This window comes from Sorangium sp. So ce281 (assembly GCF_051527395.1).
GTDB classification, from domain to species: Bacteria; Myxococcota_A; Polyangia; order Polyangiales; family Polyangiaceae; genus Sorangium; species Sorangium cellulosum_B.
The window spans coordinates 5,555,128-5,578,608 of record NZ_CP150322.1; the positions used below are offsets into that span (position 1 = coordinate 5,555,128).

Annotated in this window: 12 protein-coding genes; 10 read left to right on the forward strand and 2 right to left on the reverse strand. The window is 72.6% G+C overall.

The features are described from left to right. Nucleotides 1-87: 87 nt before the first annotated feature. Nucleotides 88-2,877: a protein kinase domain-containing protein gene (locus WMF27_RS21070; RefSeq protein WP_437767093.1), complete on the forward strand. Its 2,790-nt coding sequence runs from the start codon at nucleotides 88-90 to the stop codon at nucleotides 2,875-2,877. 155 nt (nucleotides 2,878-3,032) lie between these two features. Here WMF27_RS21070 and WMF27_RS21075 read toward each other — a convergent pair whose 3' ends face one another. Then, nucleotides 3,033-5,036, reverse strand: a complete 2,004-nt coding sequence (locus WMF27_RS21075) for a DUF6345 domain-containing protein (protein WP_437767092.1) — start codon at nucleotides 5,034-5,036, stop codon at nucleotides 3,033-3,035. A gap of 220 nt (nucleotides 5,037-5,256) precedes the next feature. Between WMF27_RS21075 and WMF27_RS21080 the strand changes: the two genes are divergently transcribed. The 9 genes from WMF27_RS21080 (at nucleotide 5,257) to WMF27_RS21120 (ending at nucleotide 22,371) form a co-directional block, all read left to right on the forward strand. Beyond that, complete coding sequence (locus tag WMF27_RS21080) at nucleotides 5,257-6,369, forward strand: polyprenyl synthetase family protein (RefSeq protein WP_437767091.1); 1,113 nt, start codon at nucleotides 5,257-5,259, stop codon at nucleotides 6,367-6,369. Further along, complete coding sequence (gene mvk, locus WMF27_RS21085) at nucleotides 6,354-7,400, forward strand: mevalonate kinase (RefSeq protein ID WP_437944451.1); 1,047 nt, start codon at nucleotides 6,354-6,356, stop codon at nucleotides 7,398-7,400. Before WMF27_RS21080 ends, mvk begins: the two co-directional genes overlap by 16 nt. Next, a complete protein-coding gene (gene mvaD / locus WMF27_RS21090) occupies nucleotides 7,397-8,404 on the forward strand; it encodes a diphosphomevalonate decarboxylase (protein WP_437767089.1) in 1,008 nt (335 codons plus the stop codon). Before mvk ends, mvaD begins: the two co-directional genes overlap by 4 nt. Then, nucleotides 8,401-9,402 carry a hypothetical protein gene (locus tag WMF27_RS21095; protein ID WP_437767088.1) on the forward strand — a complete coding sequence of 334 codons (1,002 nt, stop codon included), beginning with the start codon at nucleotides 8,401-8,403 and terminating at the stop codon, nucleotides 9,400-9,402. The genes mvaD and WMF27_RS21095 overlap by 4 nt, the downstream gene beginning before the upstream one ends. Before the next feature lie 528 nt (nucleotides 9,403-9,930). Next, nucleotides 9,931-10,818 (forward strand): hypothetical protein, encoded by an 888-nt coding sequence (locus WMF27_RS21100; protein ID WP_437944452.1) that lies wholly within the window; start codon nucleotides 9,931-9,933, stop codon nucleotides 10,816-10,818. A 129-nt stretch (nucleotides 10,819-10,947) separates the two neighbouring features. Then, nucleotides 10,948-14,862 carry an RHS repeat-associated core domain-containing protein gene (locus WMF27_RS21105; protein WP_437767086.1) on the forward strand — a complete coding sequence of 1,305 codons (3,915 nt, stop codon included), beginning with the start codon at nucleotides 10,948-10,950 and terminating at the stop codon, nucleotides 14,860-14,862. After that, nucleotides 14,859-16,898 carry a hypothetical protein gene (locus WMF27_RS21110; protein ID WP_437767085.1) on the forward strand — a complete coding sequence of 680 codons (2,040 nt, stop codon included), beginning with the start codon at nucleotides 14,859-14,861 and terminating at the stop codon, nucleotides 16,896-16,898. The genes WMF27_RS21105 and WMF27_RS21110 overlap by 4 nt, the downstream gene beginning before the upstream one ends. Nucleotides 16,899-17,185: 287 nt before the next feature. Further along, a complete protein-coding gene (locus WMF27_RS21115) occupies nucleotides 17,186-17,953 on the forward strand; it encodes a phosphoenolpyruvate--protein phosphotransferase (protein ID WP_437767084.1) in 768 nt (255 codons plus the stop codon). A 137-nt stretch (nucleotides 17,954-18,090) separates the two neighbouring features. Then, nucleotides 18,091-22,371, forward strand: a complete 4,281-nt coding sequence (locus WMF27_RS21120) for a PAAR-like domain-containing protein (protein ID WP_437767083.1) — start codon at nucleotides 18,091-18,093, stop codon at nucleotides 22,369-22,371. On the opposite strand, the gene WMF27_RS21125 is transcribed toward WMF27_RS21120, so the two are convergent. Beyond that, the gene (locus WMF27_RS21125; RefSeq protein ID WP_437944453.1) at nucleotides 22,372-23,460 is read right to left on the reverse strand and encodes a hypothetical protein; all 1,089 of its coding nucleotides are present in this window, start codon (nucleotides 23,458-23,460) and stop codon (nucleotides 22,372-22,374) included. Nucleotides 23,461-23,481 lie beyond the last annotated feature (21 nt).

Here is a 23,481-nt window from a genome sequence, read left to right on the forward strand (position 1 = left end):
GGTGGAGACGCGGGTGAAGACGCGGGTGGAGACGCCGACGACCTGCCGTGGCCCAGCCCACGGAGGCGTTGACAAGGATAACCGGCCTTGCTCATATACCCAGTCCGCTCGGAGCATCGCGCGTCCCTGGGGACGGCCGGGAACATGGTGGGCACGGGTCAAGACACCTCGGACGCGGAGCCGACCCAGGCGGCGATCCTGGGCAAGTACCGGCTGATCGCGAAGCTCGGCCGGGGCGGGATGGGGGACGTGTTCCTGGCGATCGCGCGGGGGCCGGGGTCCTTCAACAAGCTCGTCGTTGTCAAGCGCCATCGCGACGTGGGCGGAGCGGGCGGAGGCGGCGAGAAGGTCGTCGCCATGTTCCTGGACGAGGCGAAGCTATCCGCCCGCCTCAACCATCCCAACATCGTCCAGACCTACGAGGTCGATCACGACGACGACGGCTACTTCACCGTGATGGAGTACCTGGAGGGCCAGCCGCTCAGCGCGCTCGTGAGGGCGGTGGCCGAGGGGGCGCCGGGCGCCGCGGGCTTCACGCGCGGCGTCTGGGTCAGGATCGTGGCCGACCTCCTGAGCGGCCTCCACTACGCGCACGAGCTCCGCGATTACGACGGCGCGCCGCTCGGCATCGTCCACCGCGACGTCTCCCCGCACAACATCTTCGTCACGTACGACGGCGCGGTGAAGCTGCTCGATTTCGGCATCGCCAAGGCGTCCATCAACACCGACCTCACCGAGGCCGGGAAGCTGAAGGGCAAGACCTCGTACATGGCGCCGGAGCAGGCCGTCGGCAGCGGGTCGACCGATCGGCGGGCCGACATCTTCGTCGCGGGGATCGTGCTCTGGGAGCTCCTCACGCGGGAGCGGCTCTTCGGGGGCGACGCCGTGAGCGCGCTCTGGAAGCTGGCGGCCGTGGACGAGATCCCGCGGCCCTCGCTCCTCCGGCCGGACGTCCCCCCGGCCCTCGACGCCATCGTGGCGCGGGCGCTCGACCGCGATCCGGCGAAGCGGTTCGCGACCGCGCAGGAGATGCGCGCGGCGCTCGAGGACTACCTGCGCGCGTCGGGCGAGGACGTCGGGTCCGACGAGATCGGCGCGAGCATGCTGGGGCTGTTCGCGGAGCGCCGGGCGAGCATGCAGCGGCAGGTCAAGGCGTACCTCGAGCAGAGCGCGCAGGGCGTGGACCGCCCGAGCGTGCCCGTCGAGCCCCGCCCCTCTCGCGTGAGCCATTTCGAGGGCGCAGAAGGGAGGCGCATCCAGCCCGTGATCGCCCTCGACGAGGAGCTCGGGCAGAGGACCTCGGGGACGCCGGGCCCCGGGCGCACCGCCTCGGACTCGACGGGCCTGAAGTCGAACCTCCGCACGGGCGCCGGGCCTCAGCAGCGCAGCTACTGGATCGGGGCGCTCGGCGCGGCCGTGCTGGTCGCGGCGGCGGCGTTCTCGACGCGCCGCCCTGGTGGGCAGGCGCCCGCCGCCGGCTCCGCCGCGGCCGTGCTCGTCGAGCCGGACGCCGGCGCTCGCTGCACCGGGGTGCTCCGCGTCCGGATCACGACGGACGACACGGGGACGGCCACCGACATCGCGCCGCCGTACAACCACGGGGTCTACGACTACCTGCGTCACCTCAACGACAGCCAGGGAGGGCTCCGGGGCTGTCCCATCGACGTCGACATGAAGGACGCGCAGTACGACCCCGCCAGGACGGAGGAGGTCATCGAGGCGTGGCGGCGACAGCCCGGGTGGAGCGAGGTCTCCACGCTGTTCGTGTTCGGCACCGGGCCGACGACCCGCGTGGCCCCGAGGCTCACGGAGGAGAGGAAGCTCATCATTCCCGGCTCGTACGCCGGCTCGCTCGCCACGCCGGTGCCGATCTCGGCGGACGTGTCCCACGCCGAGTTCAACGCCCTGGGCCAGAGCGCCTCCGCGACAGAGCACAAGACGAGCCCTGGATATCCCTACATCTTCTTTCCGGCCACGGACTACTCGACCGCCATCCGCATCGGCATCAAGGCCGCCTGGAAGATCGCGCCCGGGCGCATCGCGATGGTGCACGACACGATAGACAAGTGTCTTTACTGCGTCGATCCGCTCGCCGCGGGCAAGGCCTACGTGGAGGAGCTTCCTGGGATGCTGCTCGGCCAGGATCTCATCGTCCCGCAGACGTCGTCCCTCGAGGACGAGGGGCGCATCGTCGATGCGGTGATCGGCTATGTGAAGCGGGAGATCGAGAAGAAGCGAGCGGACCCGTCGTATGTGCCGGCGAGCTGGTTCTGGGCCGGCAACAGCGTCCTCTCCTCGTCCTTCGTCGGGAAGGGCGCGGCCGCGGCGCAGAAGCTCATCCAGCAGGCGTTCCCGGGGCCGGAGAAGAACCGCTGGCAGCTGCGCGTGATGGCGAACAACTGGGGCATCGGCGAGAGGACCCTGGCGATCTGCGGGGCCGACTGCGCGGGCATCTTTTATGGGCTGTTCCCCGTGCCCGTCTACGGCGACACCCAGCACTCGAGCGGGATGGCGGAGATGCTGCGGATCCACAGGGCCTACCGCGAGAAGGACGGCCACCCGCCAGAGCTGTACCAGGACCAGCCCTACGTCCAGGGCCACGCCGCGGCGCTCATGTGGCGCAAGGCCGTCGAGCGGGCCGTCGACGCCGGCCGCACGCACCCGACCGGAGCGGACCTGAAGGCGGCGCTCGAGGGCTTCCAGAACGTGGTGCTCGACGGGATGACGGCGGGGCCGATCTCGTTCAGCGCGACAGACCATCGGCCGCAGGCGAACGAGTCGGTGTACACGATCGGGAGCGCGGACGGGGGCGGGGTCGGGTTTCGGTTCGTCGATCACTGCTCGATCGAGCTCGACGCGAAGTGGCTCGGGTACTGAGCTGAGCCCGCGCCCCGCTGCCGGGGGTGGCAGAGAGGCCCGAGAGAATGGAACCGCCAAGACGCCACAAGACGCCAAGATTTTTCTGTGTTTCTTGGCGTCTTGTGGCGTCTTGGCGGTTCCTCTCTTTCCGCTACGGACCTCCCGCAATCATGCTAGGTCGGCCCAGAGATCCGCCAGAACCCGATCCTCGCGGCCCCCGTCAGATCCGGCCCGACCGGCCCCTTCCCCCAGAAATAGTCATCGTAGTTGGGCACCGTCCACCCCTGCCCGTACGCCCCCATCACCGCGTAGATCACCTCGTCGTCCGGCTGGACCTCGATCGCCGTCGTCACCCACGCCTGCCGCACCGGCGCCGGGCTCGCGTCGTCGAGCAGGCTGCGCGCGAACATCGATCCTTCGGTCGTGTCGTCGAACGACTCCGTCGCATAGCCGAGCAAGAGGTGCAGCCCATCGAACGCGCCCGCCCACCGGTAGCGCCACGCGCCGCCGTCGTCCTGGAGCGGGCCGCAGGCGGCCACCACCATCCACTCCAGGTTGGCGTTGCCCCAGCGGGCGTCGCTGAAATGGAGGACCCGGTCGTTCATCGCGCTGCAGAACATGAACCCGACGCCGTTCGCGTGCCCCGTGTAGAACGTGAGATCCACCGAATCCGCGAACGACGCGTCCTGGCCGCCGAAGGCCGGATCCTTGAAATCGACCTCCCACGCGCGCTGGTCGCCCCAGTTGAAGCGCGACTCGATTCCCCCTTCCCGGAAGCTCCTCAGCAGCCCATCGACGTTCGCCGCCGAGTGATCCAGGCCGCCGCAGAGCCCTACCCACTCGGCGCCGACCACCGCGCGCCCGTCGTCGACCGGCGGCGGGAGCGGCGGGCGCGCCGCGCCGAGCCCCGCCGGCGCGCGGCCGAACGAGAGCCGCTGCGCCGCCGTCGCGACCAGACCGTCGGCGTCCGTGACATAGAGCGAGAGCGTCTCCGTCTCCCCGCGAAGGCCAGAGACGCCAGACACCTTCACCCGCGCGCCGCCTGCGCGCCCGTCGCGCCCTTCGCGCCCGTCGCGCCCTTCGCTGACCGCGTCGAGCGCGTCGAGCGAGCGCGCCGACGATACCCACCTGTACGTGTATGGCGCAGCACCGCCGGTGACGCTCGCCTCCGCGAGCGCGTTCTCGCCGTCCACACGCACCGAGATCTCGGCCCTCGGAGCGTCCATGACGGCCGGCACGATCCGCTTGCGGACGTCCACCACCTCCCCGCCGACCGTCCGTCGTGCGCTGCACACATAATGGGGCAGGATCCGCCGTACCTCGCGGGAGAGCGGCGGCGCGTAATAGACGAGCTCCGGCTCGGCCGCGATCACCGCGCCGCCGCCCAGCGCGGCGGCGCACAGCGCGGGGGCCTCGGAGGCCGGGACGATCGCGACGTCCTCCCCTCGCGCGAGCTCGCGCCGCGCGTAGATCAGGTGCGTCACGGCGCCCTCGCCGTCGAACGTCACCCGGACCTTGGCCCCGGGGCCGATCAGCCGGATCCCCTCGAGCGCGTCGCGAAAGCTCACCTGCGTGTCGAGCTCGGCCCGCGCCACATAACGCCCCTCCGCGTCGACCGCCTCGAGCAGCGAGTGGCCGACGGCGATGTCGCTCCCGACCGGCAGGCCCGCGGCGTCCAGCGCGGCCCACGCCCGCGCCGCCGCGTCGGCCTCCGGCAGGACGCGCAGCGCCGCGAGCGCCTCGAAATCCAGGGCGTCATCGCCCGCCGACGTCTCGAAGCCACGCTCGTCGCGGAACCCAGGCGCGGGCGGCGCGTCGGCCTTCCTCGTGGGCAAGCGCTGGAATCGCGCGCTGTCGACGTAGCGAATCGCGCCGTCGGCCACGAGCGCGCCGGCGCCTCCCCGCGCGGGATCCTCGGCGAGCCCGAGCGCGCCGGCGAGCGCCGACGCCCGCGCGACGTCGGCGCCGCCGCCGATCACGCGGTACGCGGGCAGCCATCGCGTCTCCCTGCCAGGCGACCCCGCGGCAGGCGACCCCGCGGCAGGCGACGCCGCGCGGAGCACGCCGCGATCGGCGCTCTCCGGGAGTTCCTCGCGGGCGTCGCGGCCGCCGCACCCGGCGACGCCGAGGGTCACGAGGAGAAAGACGCCCAACACCCCATCCGCTGATCTCTTCATCAAAGTCCCCCTTTCCCTGCGGCCACGGCGAGGCTCGGCGCGCAACTCCGCACGAGCGATCGCGCAGGGAGCCTCCGCGCGGCGCTCGCGGCCCGCGACGCGAGCGCCACGCATTGCACGACCCAAGCCACCTCGGCCGCGCCGCTCCGCGGCGAGGCTCCGCGCGCTCTCGGCCGAGATTGACCGCCTCGCGTCCGGCTCCTAGGCTGCCGCGCATTCCATGACAGCGCACACGAAGGACGGAGAGAGCGCGCCCGGCGCCGGCGATCGGACGCTCGAAGGGACGGCGGATCCCGGCGCGCGGCTGTTCCTCGACTTTCTCTCCTCGATCCGCCCCCGCGTCGACGCCGCGCTCGATCGGCGCTGGCGCGACAAGGCGGCCTCCGTGCGGCGCTACGGCCGCGAGGTCGAGGCCATGGTCTCCGAGGCGCGGAGCCTCACCCTGCGCGGCGGCAAGCGGTTCCGCGCGGGGCTGCTCGTCGCCGCCTACCAGGGCGTCGCGCCGGACGCGCCGCTCGGCCCCGCGATCGACGCCGGCGTCGCGCTCGAGCTGCTCCAGACGTACCTGCTCATCCAGGACGACTGGATCGACGGCGACACCGTCCGGCGCGGAGACCGCACCGTCCACGTCGCGCTGACCGAGACGCTCGGCGATCCGCACCTCGGGGCCTCGTCCGCGATCCTCGCGGGCGACCTCACCTGGAGCTTCGCGCTGAGCACGCTCGCGGGCGCGGACGCGCCGCCGGCGACGACGCTCGCGGCCGTCCGGCTGTTCTGCGCGATGCACGAGGACGTCGTGATCGGGCAGCACCTCGACGTGGTCGGCCGGGCCGAGGACGTCGAGCAGATGCACGCGCTCAAGACCGGCAGCTACACGGTGCGCGGCCCGCTCGCGCTCGGCGCCACGCTGGCCGGCGCGCCGGCCGAGACCGTGGCGGCGCTCGAGCGGTTCGCGGCGCCCGTGGGCGTCGCCTTCCAGCTGCGCGACGACCTCCTCGGCACCTTCGGGAGCGCCGCCGCGACCGGCAAGCCGGTCGGCAACGACCTGCGCGCCGGCAAGCGCACCGCCGTGCTGGCCGCGGCCGAGGGGCGCCTCGACGCCGCGGGCCGGAGCGCCGTCGAGCGCGCGCTCGGCCGCAAGGAAGCGAGCGACGACGCCGTGGCGGCCGCGACGCTCGCGCTCGAGGCGTGCGGCGCGCGGCGCGCGGTCGAGGAGCGGCTCTCCGCCCTGTGCGGCGAGGCCGAGGTCCTGGCGGGCTCGCTGCCTGTGAGCGCGCCGGCGCGGCAGATCCTGGGCGGGGCCGCGAGCGTGCTCCGGTGGACCGGCGCGTGACCGAGGCGCTCGGCGAGGCGTCCGGCAAGGTCATCCTGCTCGGCGAGCACGCCGTCGTGTACGGGGCGCCCGCGCTCGCCGCCGGCATCGAGCGCGGCGCCCGCGCGCGGGCGATCCGCTGCGCCGGCGCGAGCGCCCTCCTCCTCGGCGGGCGCGAGCTCCGCGCCGCGCCGGCCGAGGAGGACGTCGCGCGGGCGTTCGCGGCGCTCCTCGGGGCGCTGCCCGACGTCGGCCCGGTGCGCGTCGAGGCGGAGAGCGATCTGCCGCCCGGCGGCGGCCTGGGCAGCTCGGCGGCGCTCGGGGTCGCGATCGCCCGGTCGGTGGCCGCGCTCGCGCTCGCGCGCGCGCCCGCGGCCGCCGCGCGGACCGCGTCCGAAAGCACGGCCGCCGTGCACACCGCGGCCGACGCCGCCGCCGTGACCGACGCCGCCGCCGCCTGGGAGCGCGTGTTCCACGGCAACCCGTCGGGCATCGACACGACGGCCGCGGTCCGCGGCGGCTGCTTCCGGTTCACCCGGGAGCGCGGGGCGACCTCCGTCGCCCCGCGCGACGACCTGTGGCTCTGCGTGGGCTCGACCGGGGTGTCGTCGTCCACGCGCAGCATGGTCGAGCTCGTGGCGAGGCTCTTCGAGCGCAAGCCCACGCTGGCCGCGACGTCCATCGCGGGCATCACCGCGCTCGTCGAGAACGCCGCCCTCGCGATCGAGGCGGGCGACGCGGTCGGCCTCGGCCGCCTCATGGACCTGAACCAGATGCTCCTCGCCGGCATGTTCGTCTCGACCGAGGCGATCGAGGCCCTGTGCAAGCTCGCGCGCGAGGCCGGCGCGCTCGGCGCCAAGCTCACCGGCGCCGGCGGCGGCGGCTCGGTCATCGCGCTGCTCCCGCCGCCTCCGCCGGGCGACGGCGGGGCGGCGGCGTCGAACGGCGCCGCGGACCGCGTGCTCGCCGCCTGGCGCGACGCGGGGTACAGCGGCTTCGTCACCCGGGTAAAAGCGGGCGTGACGAGGACGGAGCCACAGGAGCAAGCATGACCGTCGTGAGCCGGGCGACCGCGATCGCCCATCCGAACATCGCCCTCGCGAAGTACTGGGGCAAGCGGGCCGATGGCCACAACCTGCCCGCCGTCCCGAGCCTCTCGGTGACGCTCGCCGGGATGGCGACGACGACCGAGGTCGCCTTCGACGCGTCGCTCGACCGCGACGAGCTCCACCTCGGCGGCGCGGCCTTGCCGCCGGACGCGGAGGCGACGCGCCGGGTCGCCGGCCTCCTCGACCGGGTCCGCGCCGCCTCGGGGCGGCGCGAGCGCGCCCGCGTGGTCAGCCGGAACGACTTCCCCACCGCGGCGGGCCTCGCCTCGAGCGCGTCGGCGTTCGCCGCGCTCGCGCTCGCCGCGAGCGCCGCCGCGGGCCTGCCCACCGCGCCCGCGCTGGTGAGCGATCTCGCGAGGAAGACCTCGGTCTCGGCCGCGCGCTCCGCGTTCGGCGGCTTCGTCGAGCTCCGCGCCGGCCGCCCCGGGGACGACGCGCTCGCCGCGACGCCGCTCGCGCCCGAGGAGCACTGGCCGCTCGCGGTCGTGATCGCGGTGACGCGCGAGGGCCCGAAGGACGTGGGCTCCAGCGACGGCATGCGGCACACCGCGATGACGAGCCCGTACTTCCCCGCGTGGGTGGACGCCGCGCCGGCGCTCTTCGACGCGGTCCGCGCGGCGGTCCTCGCCCGCGACCTCGCCGCGCTCGGCGCCGCGGCCGAGGCGAGCGCCCTCTGCATGCACGCCTCGAGCATCGCCGCCTCGCCGGGCCTGCTCTACTGGACCGGCGCCACCGTCGAGGTGATCGCCGCGGTGCGGAGGCTCCGCGCCCAGGGGACGCCGGCGTTCTTCACCATCGACGCCGGCCCGCACGTGAAGGTCTTCACGACGCCCGAGGCGCAGGCCGCCGTGGGCGCGGCGCTGCTCGCTGTCCCCGGCGTCCTCCGCACCATCACGGCCGTCCCCGGCGGCGGCGCCCGCCTCGCGCCCTCGGCCGGGGGCGCGTGATCGTCCGGGCGCCTGGCAAGCTGGTCCTCTCGGGCGCCTACGCCGTGCTCGAGGGCGCGCCCGCGCTGGTGGCCGCCGTCGATCGGTACGTCCTCGCCGACCCGGCGCGGCCCGCCGCGCTCGTCACCGAGGAGGTCCAGGCCGCGATCGACGCGGGCGCGATCGACGCGGCGGCGTGGTTCGACGCGTCCGCGCTCCGCTCGGCGGCGCCGGAGCCGCCTCCGGCCTCGCCGGGCGCGCCGCCCCGCGAGGCGAGCCGCAAGCTGGGCCTCGGATCGAGCGCCGCCATCCTCGTCGCGACGCTCGCCGCGCGCGCCGCGGCGGCCTCGGAGGCGCGGGCGGCGCGCGGCGTCCAGCGCGTCCGGCGCGCGCCCGCGTGGGACCCCCGCGCGCTCTTCCTCGACGCGCTCGCGGCGCACCGGCGCGCGCAGGGCGGCGGCAGCGGCGTGGACGTCGCGGCGAGCGTCTACGGCGGCGTGCTCTGCTGCCGGCTCGGGCCGGGCGGCGAGCTCGACGTGGCGCCGCACGCCCTGCCGGGCGGGCTCGTGATCGAGGTCTTCGCCAGCGACGCCTCGGCGCGCACGAGCGCCATGCTCGAGCGCGTGCGCGCGCTCGCGGCCCGCGAGCCGGAGGCGCACCGCGCGCTGCTCGGCGCGGCCGCCGAGGGAGCGCGCGCCGCGGCCTGTGCCGCGGACGCCCGCGCGCTCGTGGCCGCGCTGGATCGCCAGGTCGACGCGCTCGCCGAGCTCGGCGACCGTTCGGGCGCGCCGATCGTCACCCCCGCGCTCAGGCGCCTCCGCCCCGCCGCGGCCGCCGAAGGCGCAGCGGTCGCGCCGAGCGGCGCGGGCGGAGGCGACGTCTCCCTCTTCGTCGGCGGCGCGCCGCCCTCGACGGCATGGCTTGCCGCGGCGCGTGAAGCCGGCCTCGAGCGCGTGCCGATGTCGCTCGGCGCCCCCGGCGTCCACGTGCTGGACGCAGCCTCTCCGTTCCCCGCCTGAGCGCGTCCCCTCGCCGATCGTGCGCCGCGCGGTGCCGGAGCGCTTGGCACGGAGCCCGCTCTGCTCGCTCCCGGATCGACCGCGGCGCTGCGCTCGGGCGACGCACCGCGGTCCTTCATGAGGCCTTCGGGACGCGAACAGCAGGGAAAGCATGGACTTCGTGGAGCCGGCGATGCTGCAACGCCGCCGTGAAAGCTTGAGTTTTCATGGTGATACCACCTGGACGGCCGATGAGCGCGGTGGGCGCCCGGTCCTCCGAGGCGGGCTCCGCGGGCAGGAGGCTGCCGGCGCGGGCTCGGCGGGCGTGACCTGCGTTCACAGCGCGCTGACGGATCGGCGCGGGGGCGCGCGCAGGCGCGCCGGACCGCCGGCCGTCGGTCGCGGCTCGGCCGCGGGGGGTGGTGAACGGGGTGAGGTGGCACGAGGACCAGAGGACCAGGTGAGGAGGGGGGCTCCATGACGACGTGCGATCGAGAGCTTTGCCGATTGGAGGATGTGCTTGGCGCCAGCATGGCCGAGTCGAGGGCGATGCTGGCAGCGTTCGGCGTCCAGGTCGCACCGCTGCGGAGGCGCACCGCGAGCACGTACCTGGGGCGGGTGCTGGTCCACCCGTACAACCTGCTCGTCGTGGGGAGCGCGCTCCTCCTGAGCTTCATCGGCTGGAGCCCGCTGCTCCTGCTGCTCGGGCTCGGCGCGGAGCTCGTGATCCTGTGCGTCGTCCCCTGGCGCGGCTTCTTCCGGCGCAGCATCGACGCGCAGCTCGACGAGGTGGATCGGGCGGCCTGGTCGCGGGCGCGCGAGGCGTTGATCCGGCAGATGGACATCCGGCACCAGCAGGAGCTCGCGCGGCTCGACCGGCTGATCGATCGCACCCGCGAGAACATCCGGCGCCGCGGCGGATCGATCCCGCCCCTGCTCGACGACGGCTTCGGCCTGAGCCGCCTCATCATGAGCTACATCCGCCTCGCGATCGCGCACAAGGCCGGCCAGGAGTCGCTCGCGATGACGAACCACGGCGAGCTCATGGACACGATCCGCTCGCTCGAGGCGGTCCGGAGCACGTCCGCGGGGCGGACCCGCGGGCTGTCCGAGCGGCGCCTCTCGATCGCCTACCGGCGCGCCGAGTGCTGGAGCCAGACCCGCGACGGGCTGGAGGTCGTGTCGCAGAAGCTCGCCACCATCCTGGAGCTCATCCAGCTCATGCACGAGCAGTCCATGACGCCCGTGGATTCGCCGGCGACGTGCGTGGAGATCGACCGGTTCATGCGCGAGCTCGACGATCTCGACAACGGCGAGAGCACGCAGCGCGAGCTCGCTGAGCTCGACATGGACATGGACAGGGCGTTCGAGCTCGAGGAGCTCGAGACCGAGCACATCCAGCACAGCCGCCCTCCGATGCGCCTCGTCGCGCGTTGAGGGGCGCGGCTCGGCGGCGCCGGCGGGCGCGATCGCTCGGCGACGCGGGGGAGCGCGCGCGCTGCGTCGTGCGTTCGCCGCGTCGCAAACGCCGTTGCCCTTTCGCGTCGCGCCGTCGAGCATGGCCGCATGCGAACAGCGCCTGTGCCGAACATCCCCGCGATCCCCGGCATGAATCCGGGAGTCTTCGTGATGGGCGGAGGAGGAGGCGGCGGCGGGTCCGGGGGGAAAGGCGGCGGCGGTTCGACAGGCGCGCGGGGAGCCGACGGGAAGGGCGGCGGCAGTGATGCGATCGGCGGCGGGAAGAGCGCGGGGTCGTGCGGCACCGGCTCGACCGACGGCGGCGGCTGCCCCAACCACCACGGGCCCGGTACGAGCGGCACCATGTCGCGCGGCGATCCGGTCGACGTCGTAACAGGCCGCGTGTTCACGCTGCCCGCCGTCGACCTCTTTCTTCCGAGCCCGCAGCCGCTCCGGATCGAGCGCACGTATTCCAGCACGTCGCGCGACCGCGACGTAGGCCTCGGACCAGGGTGGACCTTCTCGCTCGCGTGGCAGGTGCTCGAGCGCCGGAGGTCGGTCCGCGTCATCACGTCCGACGGCGTGGAGCACGACTTCGGCAAGCTCGAACCGGGCGCCGGTGTGGTCGGCCCCCATGGCTGGCTCCTGCACCGCGAGGGCCTCGGGTTCAGGCTCGATCTACCGGACGGTCCGCGCCTCATTTTCGAGGTTCAGGTGCCGTCGGACGACGGCATGACCTACCGCCTCTCGGCGATCGCCGACCGCTGGGGCAACCGCATCGTCTTGACCCACGAGCGAGGCCATCTCGTTCAGGTGACCGACGCCGTCGGACGGGTCGTACGCGTCGTCCGCGGGCGCGATGGCCACATTGCCGCTCTGGAGATGAAGAACGCGCTCGAACAGGCGAGGTGGGTCCCGTTCGTGCGGTACTCGTACGACGCGCATGGGCGGCTGACCGGCGCAGAGGACGCCGATGGCGAGCTCACGACGTACGCGTACGACGAGCGAAACCTGCTGACGTCCACCACGGCCCCGACCGGCCTCACCTTCTTCTTCCGCTACGACGCGGCGAGCCGATGCGTGGAGACCTGGGGAGAGGTTCCGGGCGCCACGGACATCAGCCTCGCGGAGGATGTCCCCGCGGTCCTTGCGGATCATGAGACGAAAGCGCGAGGGGTCCTCCACACGAGGTTCGAGTACGGGGATGACGGTTACTCCGAGGCCGTGGATTCGGTCGGACTGCACCGCTATTTCGGCAACGCGCACGGCCTCGTCGCCAAGGCGGTGACGCCGCTCGGCGTCTTCCTGCGCAGCTACGACGACCGCGGCTTCCTCACCTCGTTCACGGACGCGCTCGGCGCGACCACCACCTGGGAGCGCGACCTGTTCGGGCGTGAGACGAGGGTGGTCGATCCGCTCGGGCGCGTGACGACGATCCGCCGCGATCCGGCGGGTGAGATCCTCGAGGTGTTCGGGCCGGACGGCGCCTCGACGCGCGTGCGCCGCGCGGGCGACGAGCTGAGCTGGACCGACCCGCTCGGCGCCACCTGCACCGTGCGCTTCGACGCGCGAGGGCAGCCTGTCCGGGCGGAGTGGCCCGACGGCAGGACCATCGTCTTCGCGCGGGACGCGCACGGCAACGTGGTCGAGCGCGTCGATGAGCTCGGGGCACGCACGCAGGCCAGGTACGACGCGTGGGGCCGGTGCGTCGAGATCCTCGACGCGCGCGGGGGGAGGACGGCGTTCACGTACTCGAACGCCGGCCGCCTGCTCACCGTGCGTTCGCCTGACGGGGCCATCGAGCGGTATGCCCACGACGGCGCCGGCAACCTCGTCGCGATCACGGATGCCGAGGGTCGCACCACGCGCCTGTCCTATGGCGGCTTCCACAAGCTCTCGCGCATCGAGAAGCCGAACGGCGAGGTCGTGGAGCTCCGCTACAACCGCGAAGGGTGGCTCTCCTACGTCAAGAACGCCCGCGGCGAGATCTACCGCTTCACGCGAAATCCGGCGGGGCTCGTCGTGGAGGAGCACACGTTCGACGGGCGCGTCACGCGCTACGGTCACGACGCGATGGGCCGCGTCGTGTGGTCGAGGAACGGCCTGGGCGAGCGCACGGAGTACGAGCGCGACACCGCCGGGCGGCTCGTGCGGCGGGTGTTCGCCGACGGGACGGAGGAGTCGTTCGAGCGCGACGAGAACGGAGACATCGTGGCCGCGGCGTGCCCTGCCGGGCTGTTCGTGTTCCAGCGCAATCCGAACGGCTGGATCGTGCGTGAAGAGCAGCACGTCGCGGGCGAGCGCGCCGACGTGCGGATCGACTACCGCCTCACGGGCGAGGTCGCCGGGCGCCGCACGTCGCTCGGGCACGCGGCGCAATGGACCCACGATTTCGCGCGCGGACAGGTGCAGCTCGCGCTCGACGGCGAGGTCGCCTCGGTGTCCCAGAACGACGTCCTCGGCCGCGAGGTCACGCGTGTGCTCCCGGGCGGGGCGAGGATCGAGGCCGCGTACGACGCGCTGGGGCGATTGTCGGAGCGCAGGGTGATCGCGCGCGCGGCGGCGCCCGCGGTCGGACCAGGACAGCCTGCCTGGGTCGGCCCGGTGCCGCCCGCCACCGTCCGCGCGGAGACGTTCCGTTACACGAGCGACGGGCTCCTCGCGATGCGCTGGGACCAGCGGCGTGGCACCACGCAGTTCTCGTACGATCCGATCGGCCAGCTCGCGCGTGTCTTGCGGGAGGGCCGAGAGGAGGCCTCGTTCAGGTACGACGAGACAGGCAACGTACACGACGTCACGCCCGGCGCGCCGGGGCGCCTGTACGGGCCGGGAGACCGCATCGAGCGCTGCGGCGCCGAGCGCTACGTCTGGGACGCGGAAGGGCGCCTCGTCGCGCGACGCGAGCGCCGCTCCTCAGGGGAAGAGGCGGTGACGCGCTACCGCTGGTCCGCCGCCGGCCGGCTCGACGCCGTGGAGCGGCCGGATGGGACGGTGGTCTCGTTCGAGTACGACCCCTTCGCTCGCCGGGTGGCGAAGCGGCTGTGGCGGCGCGAGGCGGACGGCAGGCGCACGCTCCTCGAGGCGACACGCTTCGTGTGGGACGGCGGCGCGCTGGTCCACGAGATCAAGCACAGCGCAGCGGCCGGTGGCGCGCCCGTCGTCGAGGAGCGCACCTACGTCTTCGAGCAAGGCGCGACGATCCCCTTCGCGCACCGCGACGCGCGCACGGAGGGCGGCGTGCGCACGGTGTCGCCGTGGTGGCACTACGTGAACGACGACGCCGGCACCCCGGAGGCGCTCGTGGGGCCGGACGGCCGGCTCGGCTGCGAGCTCCTGCGTTCCCCGTGGGGCGCGGCCGCCGTGGCCGACGGCGCCTCGACGAGCACGCCCATCCGCTTCCGCGGGCAGGTTGCCGACGAGGAGACCGGGTTGTTCTACAACCGCCATCGCTACTACGACCCCAAGCTGGGCCGGTACATCAGCCCCGACCCCATCGGCGTCGAGGGCGGCCTCAACCCGTTCGCCTACGCCGCCAACTGCCCCACGTCCGCCGTCGACCCCGACGGGCTGATGTACTCCGTCATCAAGGACGCGCGGGGCAACGTCGTTGCCGAAGGGCACAACCAGGAGATTCCGGGCGGCGGCGTCGGCGGCAGCGGTGTTACACCCCACCGTGGCGCGACGAGCGCACGGACTTCATGCGCAGAAATTACGGCGCTCACGAGCCTCGCTCACAAGATGGGGCCCGGAACGAAGAAGGAGGACATCGCGAAGCTGTTCAACGAGGAGGGGTACACCATCGAGACCTATGAAGGGACCAGGGACGACTACAGGCAGGGCATCCGCTACGGCGCCAATCCCTGTCCAGCGTGCAAGCAGATGTTCAACGACATGGGGATCGAGAAGGGTATCATAGGACATGCGCCGAGGAAGTCCGAGAAAATCAAACCTTGGGACGGCGAAACGACCTACACCCCTGTCTCCAAGGGGGTACTGCAGCAGGCACGAAAGAGACGACGATGAGCGATCGAATGATTGACGGCCCAAAGCCTCCTAGAGGTGCTGTGGATCGACTGCGTGGCCCGGACGGTGGGTACGCGCGGTCGCACGCTGGCCTGGCCGAGTTCTGGCGATGCCTCCATGAAGATGTCCTGGCCCGGTCCGCTTCCGAGCAAGATGCCGATCTCCTCACGGCGCTCGACGGGTGGTTCGCGGAAGGGCCGAGCTGTGCACTCGTCGTCGGCGCAGATCAGAAGAGGCGCACCGAGGTGCTCGCGCGCTGGGCCCTCTCTATGGCGGCACGCGATAGAGCAGAGGTGATCTTTCTCCCGGTGAGCTCGTGCTTCGGAACCGCGGTGGAACGCGAGGCTCTCAAGGTGCTGCTCGGTTTATTTCGAAGCTCGTGGTCAGCGGCATTCTCTCGACCACGCAGCCCTAATGAGCTCCGGTGGTCGATCGCCGGAGCATTGCGGTGGGATCTGGAGATGGAAGATCCTGTGTTGCTCGTAATCGTCGACGGCCTCGAGCGCGCGGCGGACTGGGAGCCTGAGAAGGGGGTACCGTTTCTGGACGAAGCCGGTTTCAGGGTGCGGTTCCTCGTGTCCGTGGGCGTGGAAGGTCCTTCGGCGCGGAGCTCGGACTGGCGTCAGCATCTCGAATGGACGGAGGAGACCTCCGCGGTGCTGCACCTACCAGGGGAGGCCACCGCCGCAGAAGAGGTGGTGCAGCAGGCGCGAGACACCCTGGCCGGGAGCGGGGACGAAGGGCGCGCGGCGGAACGATGCCTCGACGCCCTGGCGACGGCGCTGGCGCCGATATCGAAGGATGACTTGATCGCGGCGTTCGGGCTTTCCAGCGCGTCGATCGAGGCGCTCCACCGCGCGCCGCGTCCGGCGCGTGCTCTCGTGGTCCATGCGGACGACGGGACCTACCGCTTCCGCGACGACGCGACGCGCGCGCGCTGGTCTGCATCGGCAGACATCGCGTCGCTCGAAGACGGCATCGTCGCTCGGGGTCTGGCCAGCCTGCGCGCTGCCGGCACTCCCGAGCGTGCTCCTCTCGCCTGGCCAGCTTACCTCGTCGAATATCTGGGAGCCCACATGACGCGGCGAGCGCCTGCGCTGTCCGCCTTCATGGAGCTGGTCTCACCGGCGTGGCTCGCCGCGTGGATGGACAGACCGGGAGGGCTCGTGGGGTTCGTCACGGACGCGCGCCGCGCGCGCGCGACGGCAGAAGAGGTGCTGTTCAACGCGTCCACCGAGCCGGAGCGAGCGGCGGCGTTGAACGCCATCACCCGGTGTGCCGTCGTCGAGGGTGCGCTGTTCGCCAAGGAGGGAAGCCGGCACGGGCCGCGTGACGATCGCGCCCACCCCTACAAGGAGCCGTGCGTGGATCTCGCGAAGCCGACCGGCGCGGCGCGCGCGCGGGCGGTGGCGCTCGTCACGCTGGCAGGTACCCTGGCCGGGGCCGAACGTGAGGCGGTGGAGGCGTGGGCGGACGAGGCGCGGGCTGCGCTCGGCGAGGCCGGCGAGCTCGTGCCGTGTCCAATCCCCTCGTTCTCCGGTATCCCGACAGAGGCCGATCCGGCGCTCACGCGCCAACTGCGCGACGCCGCTCCCGACAAGTTCGGGTCTCTTCTCTCCGGCCCTTATCATGAGGCTGCCGCCGCGTGCGCGGGGCTTGAGCCGGAAGAAGCGTTGCGTCTGGCTGGCAGCACGGGCGGTGTCCTCCGCGTGACCGCCTTCGCGGCGATCGTGCCGCACCTGCCCGAAGCGCTCCGCGAACGAGCCGTGGCCGAGGTCATGGACGCCTACTGGCAGCATGGGGACGACGACACGCTGCGATCCGTGCTCGCATGTGCGCCGTGGATGGCGCTGGACGACGCATCATGCGTGCTCTGCGATGTGCTGGGGAACCGGTGGCAGAAAGATTTCGAGAACCTCTTGATCGGCTGGGGCGGGCTCACCGATTTCGCGCCGCTGCTGCGCAGGCTGGGCGGCTCGGCGGCGATCGTCGGCGCTGCCTCCGCGATCGCGGAGGTGGGCCGCTGGTTGCCGTAGCGGCGCCTCGGGACCAGGCCCCGTGTGATGCCCGCGTCGGCGACGCGCCCGCCGGGGACCCGCGCCGCGTCGCCGACGCCCGCCGGGAGACCCGCGCCGCGTCGCCGACGCCCGCCGGGAGACCCGCGCCGCGTCGCCGACGCCCGCCGGGTCACCGCCGCCGCGTCGCCGACGCGCTCCCGATCGCCGCCGCCGCGTCGCCGACGCCCACGTCGCAAAGCTGCCTCCCATCGCCGAAATTCTGCTCGCCTCTTCCGCGCCCGCGCGACCGTGATACCCCCGCCATCATGGGAAAAGCCGCGTTTCTCGCCCGCCGGCTCACGCCGAGCGGGTGCATCGTCGCAGGTACAAGGCTCGCTTCTCACCGAGAGGCGCTGAAATCGAAGAAGATCAAGCTCGCCCCCAAGGTCGACGCTGCGGTCCAGTCCGTCATCGCGCGCACCGAGGCCGTCGAGGCGCTCGGGAGCTCCGACGCCACCATGACGGAGATCGATCGCGGCGCCGACCGGTGCATCTCCGCCTTCGGCGCCCAGCTCGACGGCATCGAGCGCTCGTTCGACCACGACGACATCCTGCCGCTGAGCGATGACGAGGCCGCGCGCCGGGCCGACGCCGCGCTGGTGCGGTCGGAGGTGCTGTCGTCCGGCACGGGCTTCGTCAAGCTCGTGTACTCCCAGCAGTGGGTGCGCATGAGCGCGATGATCAAGGCGCTCGACGGCAAGGACGTGAAGGCGGCGGTGGAGCGCCTCGGGCTCGCGGCCGAGGTCGATCGCCTCCGGCGCTGGACCGCGCTCTACGGCCAGAAGCTCGGCGTCACCGAGGCGAAGAGCGCGGACCCGGCGATCAAGGCGGTGGAGGCGTGGCACGAGGCCTACGGCACGCTCCTGGTCCAGGTCCACGCCGAGTACGACGACGACAAGGACGAGGCGCACGCGCTCCTCCGCGACCGCCTCCTGTCGCCTTACGAAGACGCGGCGGAAGAGGAGCGGCGCGCCGAGCGGGCCCGCGCCGCGAGCGCCAGCAGGAAGAAGAACGAGCCCGACGTTCCCGCCTGATCATCTCCCTCCCCCGCACGTCGGCCGCCCCCCGGCGACGCCGTCCGAGCCATGTAGCTTTCCTGGGCTACCGGACGGTGGGCTCGCGATTGCCGCGATTGCACACGCTCGCGGGGCCGTGGGACGATCCAGTCACCATGGGTAAGGTCACCGCCCTCCACATGGACACCATCACCGAGAAATCCGGTCACCAGATGACCGGGTTGGCGGTGAGCGTGTGTCTGACCCCGGCCGCGCCCAGCCCGTTGCCCATCCCCTACCCCACCATGGGCACCGTCGCGGAGGGGATCATCGACCCGTGCATGCGCACGAAGATCGAGGGCGCGAAGATCCTCACCGTCGGCGGCTGCATGAAGGCGTGCCACGGCAACGAGCCGGGCACGCTCAAGGAGGTCGTCAGCCTCAACACCGGCGGGCCTTGCTTCCCTTGGCTCGGCGCGCCGAACGTCATCATCGAGCTCGGCATGGCCGGCATCACCGGCAGCATGGGCCAGATGAACAAGAGCATCACCGTCGGCGCCGGCGCCAGCGCGAGCGGCGCAGGCGGGGGCGGCGGCGGTGGTGGGGGCGGCGGCGGCGGCGCCGGGGGTCCGCCCGGGGGCAGCCCCCAAGGCGGCGGCAACGGCGGCGGGGGCGGCGGCGGGAGCAACAGCGGCGCCGCGCCGCCGAGCCCGCCTGCGCCGCCGGGCGCCGAGGGACAAGGAAAGGCTGGCCACCCGGTCGACGTGATCACCGGCGCGATGTTCACGGTGCCCTGCGTCGACTTCGAGCTCGGGGGGCCGCTCCCGCTGCAGTGGGTGCGCCAATACCGCACGTCCGCTGTTCGCCGCCGCTCGGGGCTCGGCTGGGGATGGACCCATTCGTTCGGCTGGACCGCCGAGGTCAGCGAGTCCATCGTCACGGTCTTCGACAGCGAGGGGAGTCCCCTCCACTTTCCACCCGTCAACGACGGCGAGATCGCCTATGCGCCGTTCGGCCGAAGCCTTGAGCGGAGGGGCGCAGAGCTCGTGCTCGCGACGCGGGACGGGGTGGAGCGCGTGCTGCAGCGTGAATCGCAGGGGCGGTACCGCCTGCACGCCGTCCGTGATCGCTCCGGCAACGAGATCGAGCTCTCGTGGGAGGGCGGCCAGCTCGTCGCGCTCACGGACTCCGTGGGGCGACGGATCGAGCGCGAGCAGGCGGGTAACGCGATCCTGTGGCGGATCCTGATGACCGATGAGAACGGCGCGCAGCACCGCCGGCTCGGGGTCGCATACGAGATCGACGCGCGGGGGGACCTGGTGAAGGTCGTGGACTCAGGCGGCGTCGCCGTCGAGTACCGCTATGACGAGGAGCATTTCCTCATCGAGGAGCGGCTGCCCGACGGCATGGTCTACCGCTTCCGCTACGAGGACGGCCCCGACCGCAAGCGCCGCTGCGTCGAGACGTGGGGCGAGCTGCCCGGCCGCGACATCCTCGCGGAGATCGGCGACCGCGGCGCCTCCGCGGCGAAGGGCCTCTTCCACGTGCGGATCGCCTACGGACCGAGCCCGTTCGAGTCGACCGTCACCGACGCTACGGGCGGCGTCCACCGCTATCACGGCAACGCGCTCGGGCTGGTCGAGCGGTATGTCGATCCGCTCGGCCGCACGACCCGCCTGTCGTACGACGCGAACGGCCATCTCGCCACTGTGCAGGATGCCATGGGCTACGTCGACCACACGCGTCACGACGCCATGGGCAGGCCGCTCACGTCGACCGATGTCCTCGGTCGCAGGCTGCGCTTTCGCCGGGACCCGCAGGGCAATGCGGTCGAGTTGACCGACCCGGCCGGCGCGGTCTGGAAGATGGTGCACGACGGCGCTGGCCGGCTGGTGCAGCGCACCGATCCGTCAGGCGCCGCAACGCGGTGTGAGTACAACGCCTGCGGGCGCGCCGTACGGACCACCGGGCCGGGAGGGACGGAAGAGGCGCGCTACGATGCCCACGCGAATCTGATCGAGCGGATCGGCGTGCGCGGCGAGACATGGCGCTACACGTGGGATCTCCTCGGCCTCCCCGTGCGCCTCGAGACACCTACGGGCGCGGTGTATGAGCTCTCGTACGACTCCCGGGGCGATATCGTGGAGGTCGTGGGACCGCACGGGCGCCGTGGTGAGCGCCAGTTTGACGCGCGCCGGCGGGTCGTCGCCGAGCGGCACCCGGGAGGCGGGATCACGAGGTCGCGCTTCGTGGGCGATGCGCTCGTGGAGCGCGCCTTCGCGGATGGCTCCCGGCTCAGATGGGGTTACGACGCGATGCTGCGCCCCGTGTGGCTCGAGAACGCCGCCGGAGAGCGCCACCTGTTCGAGTACGACGTGGCGGGCCAGCTCGTGCGCGAGCGGACCTTCGCCGGACATGAGCATCACTACGAGTACGACCTCCTCGGTCGGTGCATCGCAAGGACAGGAGCAGACGGGCGCGCGCTGCGCCTCGTGCTCGACGCCGCGGGGCAGGTCGTTCGGCGGGAGCACCACGACGGGACGAGCGTCGTCCTCGAGCGCGATGTCCGCGGCTTCGTCACGCGCGCCCTCGACGGGATCGCGAGCGTCGAGCTCGTCCGCGACCAGACGGGTCGCGTCGTGCGCGAGACGCAGCGGTGCGGCGGGTGGTCCTTCTCGGTGCAGCACGAGTTCGATTCTCTCGGCCACGAGGTCGGGACCCGCTACTCGACCGGTTGGTACGTCTCGCGCCGCCGGGGCAAAGGCGGTGTCATCGAGCAGCTCACCGTGCACGGCGTCGACGGATCCATCGAGGAGGCGCTGACCTTCGAGCATGGGCCCGAGGAGATCGTGCGGCGCTCCGATCGGCGGACCGGGGTCGCGATCACCCGCGACCGCCTCGGGAGGCCGGTGCGCGTCCGCGCGGTCGGCGAGGGCGGCGCGTCGATCCGCGAGCGCGCGTTCGAGTGGGCGCCCCAGCCGGGCATCGCGACCGTCGTGGACAGCGCCCATGGTCGCCGCAGCTACACGCTCGACGCAATCGGTCGTGTCCGCCGCGCGAGCGGCCTCGGGGTCGAGGAGCGATACGAGTATGCGGCCCAGGGAACGCCGATCGCGGGCAGCGAGGGCACCGCATCCATCGGCCGCGGCGGCCGCAAGCGCGCGGCCGGCTCGGCGCGCTTCCTGTGGGACACCAGCGGACGGCTCGCGCAGCGCCTCGGCGACTCGCCGGCGAGCTCGTGGACGTACGCCTACGACGGCGAGAACCGGCTGATCGAGGTGCAGCGGCACGACGGCTTCGTGGTCCGCTTCGTTTATGATGCTTTCGGGCGGCGCCTTGCGCTCCTGCGCAGCGACGGGACGAGCACCTGGTTCGGATGGGATGGTGACTCGGTGGTCGAGGAGCTGCCCAGCGCGGGGCATGCGGTGCGCCGGATGTTCCGGGAGGACGGATATACACCTCTCGCCGAGCTCGCGGACGAGGCAGGCTGGCGGCTCGTGGCGACCGACGCGGCCTCGACGCCCTGGCTCTACCTGAGCGCGGACGGCGCCGTCGCGTCGCTCGATCTCGACCCCCTGGGCAACGAGGTGAGGGTCGAGGGGCGGATCGGGCTGCTCCGGTTCGCGGGCCAGCGCGCCGATGTGGAGACCGGCCTCCGGTACAACCGGCACCGGTATTACTCGCCGGAGCTCGGGACCTTTCTTACGCCAGACCCGCTCGGACAGGCCGGCTCGGTGCACGACATCGGCTTCGTCCCCAACGCGACCGAGTACATCGACCCGCTGGGGCTCATCGTCATCATCGGCTACACGGCCAATGACGATCATCCCGACGCGCAGGGGCGCGGCGAGACGCTCCGCGCCGCGCAGGAGCGCGGAGCGGCCACCGGACAGCGGGTGGTGCGCGCCGACGAGCTGCGCGGTCCCCACAACCCGGGCGGCATCTCGCTCGAAGGCGAGACGCACGTGGAGGTCGTCACGCACGGCTCGACGCGCGGCGGCCAGGTCACGTTCCAGAACGGGCAGCGCAACTGGTCGACCGGCCGCCAGCTCGGCGAGGCGCTGAACCAGGCGGGGCTACAGCCAAGCTCGGAGGTCGTTGTCGTCGCCTGCAACGCGTCGACGACCCCCACGGAGCGACCGAGGCAGAGCGTCATCGCGGGCGTCAACCAGGCCACGGGCTGCCCGACCTCGGGGCCCTCGGGGATCGCCTATGTCCGCCCCTACAACCAGCAATACTGCGGCGTTTGCCCGCCGACGCCGGGCGCAGCGGGCTCGGTGGATCTCACGGATGGGCACTGGGACCGCGCGACAGGTCCGCGCGGTGGCACGCCCACGGTGAGCCAGGTCAGCTCACCCAGCTCGCAGCACGCAGGCTCGTGGAACGATCCCACGGCGCCGACCGGGCGCGGGTCGCACGGCGGCGGCTTCCCCGGCGCACCGCCGCACCAGGACTGATCACCGGGACGCTGGCGCCTTCGCGAGGACCTCGGCGTTCTCGACCCACACCGCGAAGATGGGCAGCTTGCTGCGCCGGGCGAGGACGAGGACCAGGAACGGCATCGCGCAGCTGAAGCGCCGCGGGGGTGACATCAGGCCGAAGGAACGCGACGGCGAGGGTGCGTTTGCGCCCCCGTCGTCGAGGCGAAAGCGGATGACCTGCTCGAGAGGGCCCAGGCGAACGCGCCCGAGGGACGGACTCTCGAGCACGCGGTCGGCGAGCTCGCTCGAGCGAGCGGCGCACGCGATGTCGATCACCGGCATGAACAGGCCCTCGTCGGCGGAGAAGCGCGCGCGCGGGTGCACGTCGTCTTCCTGAAGAAGGGAGAGCGCGCGGCCGATCGTGCGCGCTAGCGTCGATCCGGCGGGCAACGTGGCCACGATGATCCTGACCTCGGGCTCGGCCGCGCGGAGCTCGACGACGAACTGGTTGTATGCGGCGTCGATCTCCTCGTCCGAGAGGCCCACGAGCTCGGCATCCGTGTAGCGGGGGAAATGCACGAGCGCCTGCGTTGCCCGCGACCGCCAGACGGATTCGGGCTCGTCCGGGCTCGACCACACGCCGAAGCAGGGGACTTGAACGCCGTGGTGCGATCGAGGGAATGGAGCGCGGGCCAGCGGAGGATCGAAGCGCGGGTGCATGGCGAAGCCGCTCCACAGGGCGATCCTGTCCGGGTCCGCGCCGGACGGCGCGCCCAGGGGCCAGTCCATGCCGAAGAGACGGCAGCTCTCCCGCTGGAGCACCTCGGCCGAGCTCTCGGCGAGCGGCCCAGCCCAGGCGGCCCAGTACGCCGGGTCCAGGGTCATCTCGCCGATCGAGCTCTCGCTTATGGCCTGCGCGAGGGGCGCCGCCGGCTCACCGGTCCCAGCAGGCGCGATCTCGAGGGGAGCCCCTGCCAGCGAGGCGAGCCGTTGCCACGCGATCGCGCTCGCGCCGGTCCACACGAGGCTCACGCCCCGCCGGTGCTCGACGTCGAGGTGAGGGCAGACACGCACATGCGCGTGCGGCGCGTCGTGGTGGCAGACGGCGAAGGCGGTGGGCGGCATGGCGACAAGGGGAGTTTAATC